General features: G+C 65.5%; 10 protein-coding genes and 2 rRNA genes. All 12 read left to right on the top strand.

Annotated elements, in window-relative coordinates:
- Positions 1-80: 80 nt before the first annotated feature.
- The 12 genes from argC to OHA77_RS36775 all read left to right on the top strand — a co-directional run bounded on the left by argC (position 81) and on the right by OHA77_RS36775 (position 16,440).
- Positions 81-1,103 (top strand): N-acetyl-gamma-glutamyl-phosphate reductase, encoded by a 1,023-nt coding sequence (argC, locus tag OHA77_RS36720; protein WP_406313815.1) that lies wholly within the window; start codon positions 81-83, stop codon positions 1,101-1,103.
- Positions 1,100-2,254, top strand: a complete 1,155-nt coding sequence (gene argJ / locus OHA77_RS36725) for a bifunctional glutamate N-acetyltransferase/amino-acid acetyltransferase ArgJ (RefSeq protein WP_326823605.1) — start codon at positions 1,100-1,102, stop codon at positions 2,252-2,254. Before argC ends, argJ begins: the two co-directional genes overlap by 4 nt.
- Positions 2,251-3,243, top strand: a complete 993-nt coding sequence (argB, locus tag OHA77_RS36730) for an acetylglutamate kinase (protein WP_406313816.1) — start codon at positions 2,251-2,253, stop codon at positions 3,241-3,243. The genes argJ and argB overlap by 4 nt, the downstream gene beginning before the upstream one ends.
- Entirely contained in the window at positions 3,243-4,445 is a 1,203-nt protein-coding gene (locus OHA77_RS36735) for an acetylornithine transaminase (RefSeq protein WP_406313817.1), read from the top strand. The genes argB and OHA77_RS36735 overlap by 1 nt, the downstream gene beginning before the upstream one ends.
- Positions 4,438-5,448: an ornithine carbamoyltransferase gene (argF, locus tag OHA77_RS36740; protein WP_406313818.1), complete on the top strand. Its 1,011-nt coding sequence runs from the start codon at positions 4,438-4,440 to the stop codon at positions 5,446-5,448. Before OHA77_RS36735 ends, argF begins: the two co-directional genes overlap by 8 nt.
- Positions 5,448-5,951, top strand: coding sequence for an arginine repressor (locus OHA77_RS36745; RefSeq protein ID WP_326823601.1), 504 nt, complete (start codon positions 5,448-5,450; stop codon positions 5,949-5,951). Before argF ends, OHA77_RS36745 begins: the two co-directional genes overlap by 1 nt.
- 67 nt (positions 5,952-6,018) lie before the next feature.
- Entirely contained in the window at positions 6,019-7,218 is a 1,200-nt protein-coding gene (locus OHA77_RS36750) for an argininosuccinate synthase (RefSeq protein WP_406313819.1), read from the top strand.
- Between the two features lie 41 nt (positions 7,219-7,259).
- On the top strand, positions 7,260-8,678 hold the full coding sequence (argH, locus tag OHA77_RS36755; RefSeq protein WP_326823599.1) for an argininosuccinate lyase: 1,419 nt from the start codon (positions 7,260-7,262) through the stop codon (positions 8,676-8,678).
- Positions 8,678-9,328: a DNA-3-methyladenine glycosylase gene (locus OHA77_RS36760; RefSeq protein WP_406313820.1), complete on the top strand. Its 651-nt coding sequence runs from the start codon at positions 8,678-8,680 to the stop codon at positions 9,326-9,328. Before argH ends, OHA77_RS36760 begins: the two co-directional genes overlap by 1 nt.
- A gap of 132 nt (positions 9,329-9,460) precedes the next feature.
- Positions 9,461-10,729 carry a tyrosine--tRNA ligase gene (gene tyrS, locus OHA77_RS36765; protein ID WP_406313821.1) on the top strand — a complete coding sequence of 423 codons (1,269 nt, stop codon included), beginning with the start codon at positions 9,461-9,463 and terminating at the stop codon, positions 10,727-10,729.
- 675 nt (positions 10,730-11,404) lie between these two features.
- Positions 11,405-12,925: ribosomal RNA gene (locus tag OHA77_RS36770) — 16S ribosomal RNA — on the top strand.
- 388 nt (positions 12,926-13,313) lie between these two features.
- Positions 13,314-16,440 (top strand): 23S ribosomal RNA (locus tag OHA77_RS36775).
- The 16S and 23S rRNA genes sit together here, the layout of an rRNA operon.
- The last annotated feature ends 101 nt before the right edge of the window (positions 16,441-16,541 follow it).

Consider the following 16,541-nt stretch of genomic DNA (forward strand, 5'->3'; position numbering starts at 1 on the left):
TTGCATGACCATCCTGAAAGTTGCATAATCTATCTAGTAAGCTCATGAGCAAGAGTGCATGATTATGCAGTGGGGGATGGATGAAAGCGGCGATCGCCGGTGCCAGTGGCTATGCCGGAGGCGAGTTACTACGTCTGCTACTCTCCCACCCCGAGATCGAGATCGGCGTGCTGACCGCGGGCTCCAACGCCGGTTCTCCTCTCGGCGCGCACCAGCCCCACCTGGCTCCGCTGGCCGACCGGATCCTGCGGGACACCACGGCCGACACCCTCGCGGGCCACGATCTCGTCTTCCTCGCTCTCCCGCACGGCCAGTCCGCGGCCATCGCCGGGCAGCTCGGTGAGAACACCCTTGTCGTCGACTGCGGTGCCGACTTCCGGCTCGCCGACCCCGGCGAGTGGGAGCACTTCTACGGCGGCGCCCACGCGGGCGTGTGGCCGTACGGGCTGCCCGAACTGCCCGGCCAGCGCGACCGGCTCCGCGCGACCAGGAGGATCGCCGTTCCCGGGTGCTATCCGACAGCCGTCACCCTGGCGCTGTTCCCCGCCTTCGCCGCCGGCCTCGCCGGACCCGACGTGGTCGTGGTCGCCGCCACCGGGACCAGCGGGGCGGGCAAGTCCCTCAAGCCGAACCTGCTGGGCAGCGAGGTGATGGGCTCGGTCAGCGCCTACGGCGTCGGCGGCGTCCACCGGCATATTCCCGAAATGGAACAGAACCTCTCCCCGCTGGCAGGTGAGCCGGTGAAGGTCTCCTTCACCCCGATGCTGGCCCCGATGAGCCGCGGCATCCTCGCCACCTGTACGGCGCCGGCCAGACCCGGGACCACCGCGCAGACGCTGCGCGAGACCTACGAGACCGCGACCAAGGACGAGCCGTTCCTGCGGTTGCTGCCGGAGGGGGTCTGGCCCGCGACATCGATGACCCTGGGCGCCAACACCGCTGCCCTCCAGGTCGCCCTCGACGAGCGCACCGGACGCGTCGTCGTCGTCATCGCCATCGACAATCTGACCAAGGGCACCGCGGGCGGCGCGATCCAGAGCGCCAACCTCGCCCTCGGCCTGCCAGAAGAGCTCGGCCTTCCTCTCACTGGAGTTGCCCCATGAGCGTAACCGCCCCCCTCGGCTTCCGGGCAGCGGGAGTCTCCGCCGGAATCAAGTCCGGTGACGCCCGCGACCTGGCGCTTGTCGTCAACGACGGCCCGTCGCGCGCCGCGGCCGGTGTCTTCACGGTCAACCGCGTCAGAGCCGCGCCGGTGCTCTGGTCGGAGCAGGTGCTGGCCGGAGGCCGGGTGCACGCGGTCGTCCTCAACTCCGGCGGTGCCAACGCCTGCACCGGCCCGCTCGGATTCCAGGACACCCACGCCACCGCGGAGAAGGTCGCCGAGGCGCTGAACGACTCGGCGGGCGAGATCGCCGTCTGCTCCACCGGCCTGATCGGTGAGCGGCTGCCGATGGACGCGCTGCTGGGCGGGGTGGACCTCGCCGTCTCCCAGATCAGCAGGGACGGCGGCCTGGCCGCCGCCGACGCCATCCGCACCACCGACACCGTCTCCAAGATCTCCTTCAGGCGAGGGGAGGGCGGCTACATGGTCGGCGGCATGGCCAAGGGCGCGGGCATGCTCGCTCCCGGCCTGGCCACCATGCTCTGCGTGATCACCACCGACGCCGACGTGCCCGCGGATCAGCTCGACACGGTGCTCCGCAAGGCGACCTCCGTCACCTTCGACCGGCTCGACGCCGACGGCTGCATGTCCACCAACGACACCGTCCTGTTGCTGGCCAGCGGCGCCTCCGGCGTCACCCCGGACCTCGACGAGTTCGAGCAGGTGGTCCGCGTCGTCTGCGCCGACCTCGCCCGCCAGCTTCTGGTGGACGCCGAGGGTGCCACCAAGGCGATCGCCATCGAGGTGGTCGGCGCCGCCTCCGAGCAGGACGCGGTCCTGGTCGGCCGTACCGTCTCTCGTTCGAACCTCCTCAAGTGCGCCATCCACGGCGAGGACCCCAACTGGGGCCGGGTGCTGTCGGCGGTCGGCACCACCGACGCCGTCTTCGAGGCCGACCGGCTCAACGTGGCCATCAACGGCATCTGGATCTGCCGGGGCGGTGCCGTCGGAGACGACCGGTCCAAGGTGGACCTGCGTCCCCGCGACGTGACGATCACCATCGATCTGTCGGCCGGTCCGCACTCGGCGACCATCCACACCACGGACCTCACCGCGGCCTACGTCCACGAGAACTCGGCGTACGCCTCATGAGCCCCGATACGGGAACCGACACGGGAACGGACGCGGCACTGGCCAAGGCGCACACGCTGATCGAGGCGCTGCCCTGGCTCGCCCGGTTCAACGGCGCGACCGTCGTCGTCAAATACGGCGGCAACGCGATGACCGAGGAGCACCTGCGGGAGAAGTTCGCCGCCGACATCGTCTTCCTGCGCTACGCCGGGCTCAAGCCGGTGATCGTGCACGGCGGCGGCCCGCAGATCAACGCCCAGCTCGACCGGCTCGGCATCGAGTCCACCTTCACCGCCGGGCTCCGGGTCACCACCCCCGAGGCCATGCAGGTCGTCAGGATGGTGCTGGTCGGCCAGGTCAACCGGGACGTGGTCGGCCTGATCAACCGGCACGGGCCGTTCGCGATCGGCATGTCGGGCGAGGACGCGCACCTGTTCACCGCGGTCCGCAAGCACGCCGTCGTCGACGGTGCCCAGGTCGACATCGGCCAGGTCGGTGACATCGTCAACGTCGAGGCCGGGGCCGTGCAGGCGCTCCTGGACGACGGGCGGATCCCGGTGATCTCCTCGATCGCGCGCAGCGAGGACGGCACCGTCTACAACGTCAACGCCGACACCGCCGCCGCCGCCCTGGCCGTGGCGCTCCAGGCGTCCAAGCTGATCGTCCTCACCGATGTCGAGGGTCTCTACCGCGACTGGCGCCCCGGCGCCGGAGACGACGGCAACCAGGTCATCAGGCAACTGTCCGCCACGGAGCTGGACAAGCTCCTGCCCGGCCTGTCCAGCGGCATGGTGCCCAAGATGGAGGCCTGCCTGACCGCGGTCCAGGGCGGTGTGCCCCAGGCCCACGTGCTCGACGGCAGGGTGCCCCACTCGGTGCTGCTGGAGATCTTCACCGATGAGGGCGTCGGAACCATGGTGCTGCCGGACGCCGCAGCAGCGCCGGCTGTACCGTACCTGGTCAACCGGCGGCTGACCGCCACCATCAAGCTGAACGGGAGCGACAAGTGATGTCCGATCGACCCGCCTCCGAGGCTCTCAGCGAGCGCTTCGAGGCCGCCCTCATGCCCACCTACGGCGTGCCCCCGGTGGCGCTGGCGCGCGGTGAGGGCGCGAAGATCTGGGACGTCGACGGCCGGGAGTATCTCGACCTGATCGGCGGCATCGCCGTCAGCTCCCTCGGCCACGCCCACCCGGCGCTGGTGGAGGCCGTCTCCCGCCAGGTCGCCACGCTCGCGCACACCAGCAACCTGTTCCTGCACGAGCCGGAGGTGCTGCTCGCCGAACGACTGCTCGGCCTGCTCAGCGCTCCGGCCAGGGTGTTCTTCACCAACTCGGGCACCGAGGCCAACGAAGCCGCACTCAAGATCGCCATCAAGTACGGCAAGACGAACGGCCGCGGCTACGTCGTGGCCGCCGAGAACGCCTTCCACGGCCGGACCCTCGGAGCGCTCTCGCTGACCGGAAAGCCGTCGATCCGCGACCAGTTCGGCCCGTTCCCGGTGGACGTCCGGTTCGTCCCATACGGCGACGCCGACGCGCTGAAGAACGCCGTCACCGAAGACTGTGCCGCGGTCTTCCTGGAGCCCACCCAGGGGGAGGCCGGCGTCGTCCCCCCACCCGACGGCTACTTCACGGCCGCCAGAGAGATCTGCGACGCCACCGGCGCACTGCTGGTCGCCGACGAGATCCAGTCCGCGATCGGCCGTACCGGTCACTGGTTCGCCCACCAGCACGAGGAGGTCGTACCCGATGTGCTGACCCTCGCCAAGGGACTCGGCGGCGGCATGCCGATCGGCGCCTGCATCGGCTTCGGCCCGGCCGGAACGATCTTCGCCAAGGGCGACCACGGCTCCACCTTCGGCGGCAACCCCGTCTCGGCCGCCGCCGCGCTCGCCGTACTCGACACGATCGAGAAGGACGGCCTGCTGGAACACGTCCGGACCGCCGGTGCCCGGTTCGCCGAGAGCATCGCCGCGATCGACCACCCGCTGCTGGCCGGCGTCCGCGGCCGGGGCCTGTGGCTGGCCCTCGTGCTGACCGGCGACCGTTCCGCGCGGGTCCAGGCGGCGGCGCAGCGGGCCGGTTTCCTGGTCAACGCCCTGCAGCCCGCCGCCGTACGGCTCGCCCCCCCGCTGGTAACCACCTCCGAGCAGCTCGCCACCTTCGTGGCCGCGCTTCCCGCCATCCTTGACGAGGCCGCCAATGACTGACAACCGCGTGGACCAGCCGCAGACGAGGCACTTCCTCCGGGACGACGACCTGTCGCCGGCCGAGCAGGCCGAGGTGCTCGACCTGGCGGAGGCCATGAAGAAGGACCGCTACGGCTACCGGCCCTTCGACGGTCCGCAGACCGTCGCCCTGATCTTCGACAAGCCGTCCACCCGGACCCGGATCTCCTTCTCCGCCGGGGTCGGTGAGCTCGGCGGCCTGCCCCTGGTCATCGACGCCGGATCATCGCAGATGGGCCGGGGCGAGTCCATCGAGGACACCGCCCGAGTCCTGGAGCGCCAGGTCGGCGCCATCGTGTGGCGGACCTCGGGCCAGGAGAGGATCGAGGCCATGGCCTCCGCATCCTCCGTACCGGTGGTGAACGCGCTCACCGACGCGTTCCATCCCTGCCAGATCCTCGCCGACCTGCAGACCGTCAGGGAGCACTTCGGCAAGGTCGAGGGCGTCACCCTGGCCTACCTCGGAGACGGTGCCAACAACATGGCCCACTCCTACCTGCTCGGCGGAGCCGTCGCCGGTATGCACGTGCGGATCGGCGCCCCGGCCGGATACCGGCCCGATCCGGAGATCCTGCGGCGGGCCGGCGAGATCGCCGCGCAGACCGGCGGATCGGTGACCGTACTGGCCGACGCGGGCACGGCCGCCGCCGACGCGGACGTGATCGCCACCGACACCTGGGTCTCGATGGGCCAGGACGGCAAGGAGCAGCGGATCGCCGACCTGACCTCCTTCCAGGTCGACGCCGAGCTGATGAGCCGGGCGGCCCCCGGCGCGATCGTGCTGCACTGCCTGCCCGCCTACCGCGGCCTGGAGATATCCGCCGACGTCCTCGACGGGCCGCAGAGCCTGGTGTGGGACCAGGCCGAGAACCGGCTGCACGCGCAGAAAGCCCTGCTGCACTGGCTGGTCTCGGCGCCCCGGCGCGCAGCGGGTACCGGTGGATATGACACGCTTGTCGTGAGGCCCGCAGCAGAGGCCACCTGATGATTCCCATGACCAAGGTCGCCCGCCAGGCGCGGATCACCGACCTCCTCCAGCGGCAGCCGATCCGCTCCCAGCCCGAACTCGCCAGGCTCCTGCTGGAGAGCGGGGTGGACGTCACCCAGGCCACCCTCTCCAGGGACCTGGACGAACTCGGCGCGCTCAAGCTGCGCGCGGAGGACGGCTCGCTGGTGTACGCCCTGCCGGGCGAGGGCGGTGGCCGGATCCCGCTGACCCGCCTCGGCGGTGGCGAGTCGCCGGCCGCGCGGTTGGGCAGGCTCGCCGAGGAACTGCTCGTCTCCGCCGAGGCGTCGGCCAACCTGGTGATCGTCCGCACGCCGCCGGGCGCCGCCCAGTTCCTCGCCTCCGCCATCGACCACGCCGACTGGGAGTCCATCCTCGGCACCGTGGCGGGAGACGACACGATCCTCGTCATCAGCAGGGATCCGACGGGCGGGGAGGCGGTCGCCGAAGCTCTGCTCCGGCACGCGGACCGACGTATCTAGCCCGCTCCGGCGGGCCGTCCCAGTTCCGTCCACGCCTGTGACGAAAAAGACTTTGGAGAAATTGATCATGACTGATCGAGTCGTACTCGCCTTCTCCGGCGGCCTCGACACCTCTGTCGCCATTCCCTTCCTCGCCGAGAAAACCGGCGCCGAGGTCATCGCGGTGGCCGTCGACGTCGGCCAGGGCGGTGAGGACATGGAGATCATCCGGAAGCGGGCCATCGACTGCGGCGCCGTCGAGTCCGTCGTCGTGGACGCCCGCGAGGAGTTCGCCGCCGACTTCTGCGTGCCCGCCATGCAGGCCAACGCCCTCTACATGGACCGCTACCCGCTGGTCTCCGCACTGTCGCGACCCCTGATCGTCAAGCACCTGGCCGCCGCGGCCAAGGAGTTCGGCGGCACGCACGTCTCGCACGGCTGCACCGGCAAGGGCAACGACCAGGTCCGGTTCGAGGCCGGCCTGGCCGCGCTCCACCCCGAGCTCAAGGTCATCGCCCCCGCCCGCGACTACGCGTGGACCCGGGACAAGGCGATCGCCTACGCCGAGGAGAAGAGCCTGCCGATCGAGACCACCAAGAAGAACCCCTTCTCGATCGACCAGAACATCTGGGGCCGGGCCGTCGAGACCGGTTTCCTGGAGGACATCTGGAACGCTCCCAGCGAGGACGTCTACTCCTACACCGCCGACCCGGCCCAGCCGCGTGAGGCCGACGAGGTCATCATCAGCTTCGTCAAGGGCGTCCCGGTGGCGCTGGACGGGCGGCACCTGACCCCGTTCCAGATCATCTCCGAGCTGAACCGGCGCGCCGGCGCCCAGGGCGTGGGCCGCCTCGACATGGTCGAGGACCGGCTCGTCGGCATCAAGTCCCGCGAGGTCTACGAGGCGCCCGGCGCCGTCGCACTGATCACCGCCCACATGGAGCTGGAGAACGTCACGGTCGAGCGGGACCTCGCCCGGTTCAAGCGGTCGGTGGACCAGCGCTGGGGCGAGCTCGTCTACGACGGCCTCTGGTTCTCACCGCTGAAGAAGGCCCTGGACGTCTTCGTCGCCGAGGCCCAGCAGCACGTCACCGGCGAGATCCGGATGACCCTGCACGGCGGCAGGGCCACGGTCACCGGCCGCCGCTCCGAAGCGTCGCTGTACGACTTCAACCTCGCCACCTACGACACCGGCGACACCTTCGACCAGTCACTCGCCAAGGGTTTCGTCGAACTGTGGAGCCTGCCTTCGAAGATCGCGGCCGCCCGGGACGCCCGACTGGTCTGATTGAGCTATGGTCGCGGATTGAACTGGGAGGGAGAACAACGGTGACTGATGGTGGTAAGCCGATGCGGCTGTGGGGCGGCCGGTTCGAGGGAGGGCCGGCCGATGCGCTGACCAGGCTCTCGGTAAGTGTGCACTTCGACTGGCGGCTCGTGCCGTACGATCTGCTGGCCTCACGCGCGCACGCCCGGGTGCTGCACCGCGCCGGGCTGCTCACCGAGGAGGAGCTGGGGCGGATGATCGCCGCCCTGGACGACCTCGATCGGGCCTGCAAGGCCGGTGAGTTCCGGCCGACCGTGGCCGACGAGGACGTCCACACCGCGCTGGAGCGCGGACTTCTGGAGCGACTGGGCACGCTCGGTGGCAAGCTCCGCGCCGGTCGCAGCCGTAACGACCAGGTGGCCACCGACCTCCGGCTCTATCTCCGCGATCATGTCAGGCACATCGTCTCCCGCCTCGTCGAGCTGGAGACCGCGCTGATGAGCCAGGCCGAGGAGCACGCCGAGACGGCCGCTCCCGGTATGACCCACCTGCAACACGCCCAGCCGGTCTCCTTCGGACATCAGCTCCTGGCCCACGTGCACGCCTTCGCCCGCGACGTCGAGCGGCTGCGTGACTGGGACAGGCGGGCGGCCGTGTCCCCGCTCGGCTCCGGCGCGCTCGCCGGATCGTCGCTGCCGCTGGACCCGCAGGCCGTGGCCAGGGAGCTCGGGTTCGACTCCGCCGCGCCCAACTCGATGGACGCGGTCGCCGACCGTGACTTCGCCGCAGAGTTCCTCTTCGACGCGGCCATGATCGGCATGCACCTGTCGCGGCTGGGCGAGGAGATCGTCCTGTGGGCCTCACAGGAGTTCCGCTGGATCGAGATGGACGACGCCTACTCCACCGGCTCGTCGATCATGCCGCAGAAGAAGAACCCGGACGTCGCCGAGCTCGCACGAGGCAAGAGCGGCCGTCTCATCGGCAACCTCGTGTCGTTGCTGACGACCCTCAAGGGCCTTCCGCTGACCTACAACCGTGACCTGCAGGAGGACAAGGAGCCGGTGTTCGACTCCGTCGACACCCTGCTGCTGGTCCTCCCCGCCGTGGCCGGCCTGGTCGCCACCATGCGCGTCAACACCGCCAAAATGGAGGCTTCGGCTCCCGACGGGTTCGCGCTGGCCACCGACCTGGCCGAACTGCTGGTCCGCAGGGGCGTCCCGTTCCGCGAGGCACACGAGGCGGTCGGTCATCTGGTGGTCTGGTGCCAGGTCAACGACAAGGACTTCGGAGAGCTCACCGACGAGGAGCTGGCCAAGGTCTCGCCGCACTTCACCCCCGACTCGCGCGAGGTGCTCTCGGTGCCGGGCGCGCTGGCGGCCCGCAAGGCGCACGGTGGCACGGCCCCCGACAGGGTCCGTGACCAGCTCACCGAGCTGCGCGAGACCGTCGACGCCCAGGCCACCTGGGCGAGCGGGAACTGATGGGGGCAGACGGATCCGGCGGATGTCTGCCCGCCGGGTCCGCGCCCCTGACCCGTGAGTTCTTCGACCGGCCAGGTCACGAGGTCGCCCCCGACCTGCTGGGACGGGTGATCGCGCATGGACCGGTCGCGGTCCGCCTCACCGAGGTCGAGGCGTACGGCACGCCGGGAGCCGACCCCGCCTCCCACACCTACCGGGGCCGGACTCCGCGTAACGCGGTGATGTTCGGACCCCCGGGGCATCTGTACGTCTACTTCACGTACGGCATGCACTTCTGCGCCAACATCGTCTGCCTCCCCGAAGGGGTGGGGTCAGGTGTGCTGCTGCGCGCCGGTGAGGTGGTCTCCGGAGCGGAGGTCGCACTGGCCCGCCGGACGGGGGGCGCCGGCCGTACCGTCACCGCCCGTGACCTCGCACGCGGGCCCGCGCGTCTGGCCGTGGCACTCGGTTTCACCCGGGAGCACAACGGGTCGGACCTCTGGCCGACCGGTCCCATCGGCGTCCTGGAAGGCGATCCGCCCAGCACCGAGACGATCCGGTCGGGGCCGCGCACCGGGGTCTCATCGGGACAGGAGACCCCCTGGCGCTTCTGGATCGACCGCGACCCCACGGTCTCGCCGTACCGGCCACATGTTCCGCGCCGTCGGTGAACAGCTCTCGGTCGCCGGTCCGCACTGGTCGTCCGGGGCGCGAAAAGGGTTACGAGTGGCGCGGTGGTGCTGTGATCGGGCAGGCTGTACAGGAGTGACAAACGTCCCTTCGAGCATTGGAAAGCAAGGATCGTGACCGACATTCTGGATGACCTCGCCTGGCGCGGCCTGATCGCGCAGTCCACCGACATCGACGCCCTGCGTGCGGCGATGGCCGAGGGTCCGATCACGGTCTATTGCGGCTTCGACCCGACCGCGCCCTCGCTCCACGTCGGCAACCTGGTTCCCTTGTTGACCCTCACCCGCCTGCAGCGGGCCGGTCACCGGGTCGTCGGCCTGGTCGGTGGCGCGACCGGCCTGATCGGTGATCCCAGCGGGCGGAGCACCGAGCGCTCGCTCAACTCCTCCGAGGTCGTCGCCGAGTGGGTCGCGCGGATCCGGGTCCAGGTCGAGAGGTTCCTCGACCTCTCCGACGAGTCGCGCGGAATCATGGTCAGCAACCTCGACTGGACCGAGGGCATGTCCGCGATCGACTTCCTGCGTGATGTCGGTAAGCACTTCCCGATCAATCGCATGCTCGCTCGCGAGTCGGTCTCCGCCCGCCTCGGTGGCGAAGGGCTCAGCTACACCGAGTTCAGCTACCAGATCCTGCAGGCCAACGACTACCTGGAGCTCAACAGGCGGCATGGTTGCACGCTGCAGGTCGGCGGCAGCGACCAGTGGGGCAACATCACCGCAGGGACCGATCTGATCCGCAGGGTGACCGGCAATCACGTGCACGCGCTGACCGTGCCGCTGATCACCAAGGCCGACGGGACGAAATTCGGCAAGACGGCCGGCGGCGCGGTATGGCTCAACCCGGAGATGACCTCGCCGTACGCCTTCTACCAGTTCTGGCTGAACGCGGACGACCGCGACGTTGTGAAGTTCCTCAAGATCTACAGCTTCAAGTCCCGTGAGGAGATCGAGGAGCTGGAGAAGGCGGCCGCCGAACGGCCCGCCGCCCGTGAGGCTCAGCGCGCGCTTGCGACGGAGTTCACCACACTGCTGCACGGTGCCGAGGAGTGCGCCGCGGTGATCGCAGCCTCGGCGGCTCTGTTCGGTCAGGGCTCGCTGGACGAACTGCCCGCCCGGACGCTTGGGGAGGCTCTCGCGGAGGTGCCGCGTGCCGAGGTCTCCGCGCTGGGGGCCTCATTCGTCGAACTGCTCGCAGAGAGCGGACTGGTGGAGTCGAAATCCGCCGCCCGCCGAGCGGTCAAGGAGGGTGGCGCGTACCTCAACAATGTGAAGATCACCGATGAGGCCTATGTGCCCTCGGCCGACGACCTGTTGCACGGCCGCTTCCTGGTGTTGCGCCGGGGCAAGCGCTCCATCGGCGGTGTCGAGGTCGTCGCCGCCTGATCTTTCCCGCGTCCGGTGTGTGGTCGATGCCGTGATGTGGAGTTGATTGCGATCTTTACGACGGACGTTCCGGCTCTAACCGGGGCGTCCGTCGTTGGTTCTGTAACGTTCGGGTAGCGAAGAGACCAGCCTCTCCGTGCACTCATCGCTGACCTGCGGTTCCTTCGGAGTCGACTGATTTGACGATGCTCTGGAGGCCGCCTAGCATTCTCAATGCCCCAGGAGCGAGACGGACGCCGGATCGGCGGACGAGCCCAGGGCCGAACCCACCGAACGGACCTCAGCCTCCGGCTCCCGTGAAGATCGCCGAAATTTGGTCGATTTGACGCTGCCAAGATGTTTAGGTAAGTTTAGAGGGTTGCCCCCGAAAGGGGGTTGTCAAAATCTTAGCAAGACTTGACCATCTTGTTGCAAGTGGCTCGAAACGAGCGATTTGACACAGGAAACACGGACGAGCTAAGATCGAAATACCGAACGGAACGCCCTGAAGCCGGATCGCATGATCACGGCGACGGAGAACGCGTCCGTTTCTTGAGAACTCAACAGTGTGTTAAAAGCCAGTGCATGAAGCACAACTCCCGTCCCACCCATCTTCTGGTGGGAGGACGGATTCCTTTGGTTGAACATCCGGCATTCGGTGCCGGGTGCTTTCAGCCGGGAGAACTTCTCAAACATTGTTTGGAGAGTTTGATCCTGGCTCAGGACGAACGCTGGCGGCGTGCTTAACACATGCAAGTCGAGCGGAAAGGCCCTTCGGGGTACTCGAGCGGCGAACGGGTGAGTAACACGTGAGTAACCTGCCCCTGACTCTGGGATAAGCCCGGGAAACTGGGTCTAATACCGGATACGACCACTTCTCGCATGGGATGGTGGTGGAAAGTTTTTCGGTTGGGGATGGACTCGCGGCCTATCAGCTTGTTGGTGGGGTAACGGCCTACCAAGGCGACGACGGGTAGCCGGCCTGAGAGGGCGACCGGCCACACTGGGACTGAGACACGGCCCAGACTCCTACGGGAGGCAGCAGTGGGGAATATTGCGCAATGGGCGAAAGCCTGACGCAGCGACGCCGCGTGGGGGATGACGGCCTTCGGGTTGTAAACCTCTTTCAGCAGGGACGAAGTTGACGTGTACCTGCAGAAGAAGCGCCGGCTAACTACGTGCCAGCAGCCGCGGTAATACGTAGGGCGCAAGCGTTGTCCGGAATTATTGGGCGTAAAGAGCTCGTAGGTGGCTTGTCACGTCGGGTGTGAAAGCTTGGGGCTTAACTCCAGGTCTGCATTCGATACGGGCTGGCTAGAGGTAGGTAGGGGAGAACGGAATTCCTGGTGTAGCGGTGAAATGCGCAGATATCAGGAGGAACACCGGTGGCGAAGGCGGTTCTCTGGGCCTTACCTGACGCTGAGGAGCGAAAGCGTGGGGAGCGAACAGGATTAGATACCCTGGTAGTCCACGCTGTAAACGTTGGGCGCTAGGTGTGGGGACCTTCCACGGTTTCCGCGCCGTAGCTAACGCATTAAGCGCCCCGCCTGGGGAGTACGGCCGCAAGGCTAAAACTCAAAGGAATTGACGGGGGCCCGCACAAGCGGCGGAGCATGTTGCTTAATTCGACGCAACGCGAAGAACCTTACCAAGGCTTGACATCGCCCGGAAACACTCAGAGATGGGTGCCTCTTCGGATCGGGTGACAGGTGGTGCATGGCTGTCGTCAGCTCGTGTCGTGAGATGTTGGGTTAAGTCCCGCAACGAGCGCAACCCTTGTTCAATGTTGCCAGCACGCTCTTCGGGGTGGTGGGGACTCATTGGAGACTGCCGGGGTCAACTCGGAGGAAGGTGGGGATGACGTCAAGTCATCATGCCCCTTATGTCTTGGGCTGCAAACATGCTACAATGGCCGGTACAGAGGGCTGCGATACCGTAAGGTGGAGCGAATCCCAAAAAGCCGGTCTCAGTTCGGATTGGGGTCTGCAACTCGACCCCATGAAGTCGGAGTCGCTAGTAATCGCAGATCAGCAACGCTGCGGTGAATACGTTCCCGGGCCTTGTACACACCGCCCGTCACGTCACGAAAGTCGGCAACACCCGAAGCCCGTGGCCCAACCAGCTTGCTGGGGGGAGCGGTCGAAGGTGGGGCTGGCGATTGGGACGAAGTCGTAACAAGGTAGCCGTACCGGAAGGTGCGGCTGGATCACCTCCTTTCTAAGGAGCATTGGTCGGCTTGCCCGTTCGCGGGTGGTCGTCCCAGCCGTGTCCGTGGGCGAATGTCTCACGCTCGGCGCGCTCATTAGTGGAGCACTGGTTAATCGGATGATCTGGGTCTGCCCGGGTCGGTTGGTACCGCCTGAACCCTTCGCGGGGGACGGGAGTGGGAACGCCGGCTGGGGGGCGCGGATGGGTTCGGACACACTGTTGGGTCCTGAGGAAACGGACATTGGTGGGCCCGCTGTGGCGGGCTTGCTGTCTGTTTGACCTCGTGCGGGACCAGCCTCCTGTCATACCAGCTCGCCTTTGGTGGGTGTTGGTGGTGGGGTGGGTGTGGTTGCTGTTTGTTGTTTGAGATTTGCATAGTGGACGCGAGCATCTTTGTGGCCAAGTTTTTTAGGGCACACGGTGGATGCCTTGGCATCAGGAGCCGATGAAGGACGTGGGAGGCTGCGTTAAGCCCCGGGGAGTCGCCAACCTGACTTTGATCCGGGGATGTCCGAATGGGGAAACCTAGCACCAGTCATGTGGTGTTGCCTCCGCCTGAATGTATAGGGCGGTTGGTGGTAACGCGGGGAAGTGAAACATCTCAGTACCCGTAGGAAGAGAAAACAAATAGTGATTCCGTGAGTAGTGGTGAGCGAAAGCGGAAGAGGCTAAACCGTATGCGTGTGATAGCCGGCAGGCGTTGCGTGTGCGGGGTTGTGGGACCCTCTGATGGTTTCTGCCGAGACTGTAGACAGTGAGAAATCGATGGGATAGTCGAAGTTTCTGGGAAGTTGCGCCGTAGACCGTGAGAGCCGGGTAGGCGAAATCTTGTCGACTGTTTGAGGGGATCCCAAGTAGCACGGGGCCCGAGAAATCCTGTGTGAATCTGCCAGGACCACCTGGTAAGCCTAAATACTCCCTGATGACCGATAGTGAACAAGTACCGTGAGGGAAAGGTGAAAAGCGCCCCGGTGAGGGGTCGTGAAATAGTACCTGAAACCGTGTGCCTACAAGCCGTAGGAGCGTAGACGTTTTCGGATGTCTGTGATGTGACTGCGTGCCTTTTGAAGAATGAGCCTGCGAGTTATGGTGTGTGGCGAGGTTAACCCGTGTGGGGTAGCCGTAGCGAAAGCGAGTCTGAATAGGGCGTTGTTAGTCGCATGCTGTAGACCCGAAGCGGAGTGATCTAGGCATGGGCAGGTTGAAGCGCGGGTAAGACCGCGTGGAGGACCGAACCCACCAGGGTTGAAAACCTGGGGGATGACCTGTGTTTAGGGGTGAAAGGCCAATCAAACTCCGTGATAGCTGGTTCTCCCCGAAATGCATTTAGGTGCAGCGTTACGTGTTTCTTGCCGGAGGTAGAGCACTGGATGGCTAATGGGCCCGACAAGGTTACTGACGTCAGCCAAACTCCGAATGCCGGTAAGTGAGAGCGTAGCAGTGAGACTGCGGGGGATAAGCTCCGTAGTCGAGAGGGAAACAGCCCAGACCACCGACTAAGGCCCCTAAGCGTGTGCTAAGTGGGAAAGGATGTGGAGTCGCAGTGACAACCAGGAGGTTGGCTTAGAAGCAGCCACCCTTGAAAGAGTGCGTAATAGCTCACTGGTCAAGTGATTCCGCGCCGACAATGTAGCGGGGCTCAAGTACACCGCCGAAGTCGTGGCATTCACACGTTAGCTTGGCAGCTTGTCTGTCTAGGTGTGTGGATGGGTAGGGGAGCGTCGTGCAGCCGGCGAAGCAGCAGAGTGATCTAGTTGTGGAGGCTGTGCGAGTGAGAATGCAGGCATGAGTAGCGAATCAGAAGTGAGAAACTTCTGCGCCGGATGACCAAGGGTTCCTGGGCCAGGCTAATCCGCCCAGGGTAAGTCGGGACCTAAGGCGAGGCCGACAGGCGTAGTCGATGGACAACGGGTTGATATTCCCGTACCCGCTATGGTGCGCCAATACTGAATCCAGTGATACTAAGGGTCCTTAACCCCCCTAAAGCCTTCGGGCTTGGGGTGAGGGTGAACGCCTGGCCTGATCTGGTAGTAGGTAAGCGATGGGGTGACGCAGGAAGGTAGTCCAGCCCAGGCGATGGTAGTCCTGGGGTAAGCGTGTAGGGCGTGTCGTAGGCAAATCCGCGGCACATTGAGCCTGAGACGTGATGCCGAGCCGATTGTGGCGAAGTGGGTGATCCTATGCTGCCGAGAAAAGCCTCTAGTGAGTGCCGTGGCGGCCCGTACCCCAAACCGACTCAGGTGGTCAGGTAGAGAATACTAAGGCGATCGGGTGAACTGTGGTTAAGGAACTCGGCAAATTGCCCCCGTAACTTCGGGAGAAGGGGGCCTTCGCTGGTGATCAGACTTGCTCTGTGAGCTGGTGGGGGTCGCAGAGGCCAGGGGGAAGCGACTGTTTACTAAAAACACAGGTCCGTGCGAAGTCGTAAGACGATGTATACGGACTGACGCCTGCCCGGTGCTGGAACGTTAAGGGGACCGGTTAGTCGCACGTGTGTGGCGAAGCTGAGAACTTAAGCGCCAGTAAACGGCGGTGGTAACTATAACCATCCTAAGGTAGCGAAATTCCTTGTCGGGTAAGTTCCGACCTGCACGAATGGCGTAACGACTTCCCCGCTGTCTCAACCGCAGACCCGGCGAAATTGCACTACGAGTAAAGATGCTCGTTACGCGCAGCAGGACGGAAAGACCCCGGGACCTTCACTATAGCTTGACATTGGCGTTTGGAACGTCTTGTGTAGGATAGGTGGGAGACGGTGAAGCTGTCACGCTAGTGGTGGTGGAGTCATTGGTGAAATACCACTCTGGTCGTTTTGAACGTCTAACTTCGGTCCGTGATCCGGATCAGGGACAGTGTCTGGTGGGTAGTTTAACTGGGGCGGTTGCCTCCTAAAGAGTAACGGAGGCGCCCAAAGGTTCCCTCAGCCTGGTTGGTAATCAGGTGTCGAGTGTAAGTGCACAAGGGAGCTTGACTGTGAGACCGACGGGTCGAGCAGGAGCGAAAGCTGGGACTAGTGATCCGGCGGTGGCTTGTGGAAGCGCCGTCGCTCAACGGCTAAAAGGTACCCCGGGGATAACAGGCTGATCTTCCCCAAGAGTCCATATCGACGGGATGGTTTGGCACCTCGATGTCGGCTCGTCGCATCCTGGGGCTGGAGTAGGTCCCAAGGGTTGGGCTGTTCGCCCATTAAAGCGGTACGCGAGCTGGGTTTAGAACGTCGCGAGACAGTTCGGTCCCTATCCGCTGCGCGCGCAGGAGACTTGAAAGGAGCTGTCCCTAGTACGAGAGGACCGGGACGGACGAACCTCTGGTGTGCCAGTTGTTCCGCCAGGAGCACGGCTGGTTGGCTACGTTCGGAAGGGATAACCGCTGAAAGCATCTAAGCGGGAAGCTCGCCTTGAGATGAGGTCTCCCACCCTGTGAGGGGGTAAGGCTCCCAATAGACGATTGGGTTGATAGGCCGGAGGTGGAAGCACGGTAACGTGTGGAGCTGACCGGTACTAATAGGCCGAGGACTTGACCACAAAGCATAAGCTTGGTTTCTGCAGCGCTCTGTCCCTTCGCCGGGTCCGGAGCAGCGCGAGACCAAGGTTGTTGCCCGCGTCCACTATGCGATTCTGAGACA

Origin of the sequence: Streptosporangium sp. NBC_01639 (assembly GCF_045209755.1) — a bacterium.
Taxonomy (GTDB): Bacteria; Actinomycetota; Actinomycetes; order Streptosporangiales; family Streptosporangiaceae; genus Streptosporangium.

Bases quoted from the DNA above. Each gene is read 5' to 3' on its own strand.
- argC (WP_406313815.1), top strand. From the start codon at position 81: ATGAAAGCGGCGATCGCCGGTGCCAGTGGCTATGCCGGAGGCGAGTTA.
- argJ (WP_326823605.1), top strand. From the start codon at position 1,100: ATGAGCGTAACCGCCCCCCTCGGCTTCCGGGCAGCGGGAGTCTCCGCC.
- argB (WP_406313816.1), top strand. From the start codon at position 2,251: ATGAGCCCCGATACGGGAACCGACACGGGAACGGACGCGGCACTGGCC.
- OHA77_RS36735 (WP_406313817.1), top strand. From the start codon at position 3,243: ATGTCCGATCGACCCGCCTCCGAGGCTCTCAGCGAGCGCTTCGAGGCC.
- argF (WP_406313818.1), top strand. From the start codon at position 4,438: ATGACTGACAACCGCGTGGACCAGCCGCAGACGAGGCACTTCCTCCGG.
- OHA77_RS36745 (WP_326823601.1), top strand. From the start codon at position 5,448: ATGATTCCCATGACCAAGGTCGCCCGCCAGGCGCGGATCACCGACCTC.
- OHA77_RS36750 (WP_406313819.1), top strand. From the start codon at position 6,019: ATGACTGATCGAGTCGTACTCGCCTTCTCCGGCGGCCTCGACACCTCT.
- OHA77_RS36760 (WP_406313820.1), top strand. From the start codon at position 8,678: ATGGGGGCAGACGGATCCGGCGGATGTCTGCCCGCCGGGTCCGCGCCC.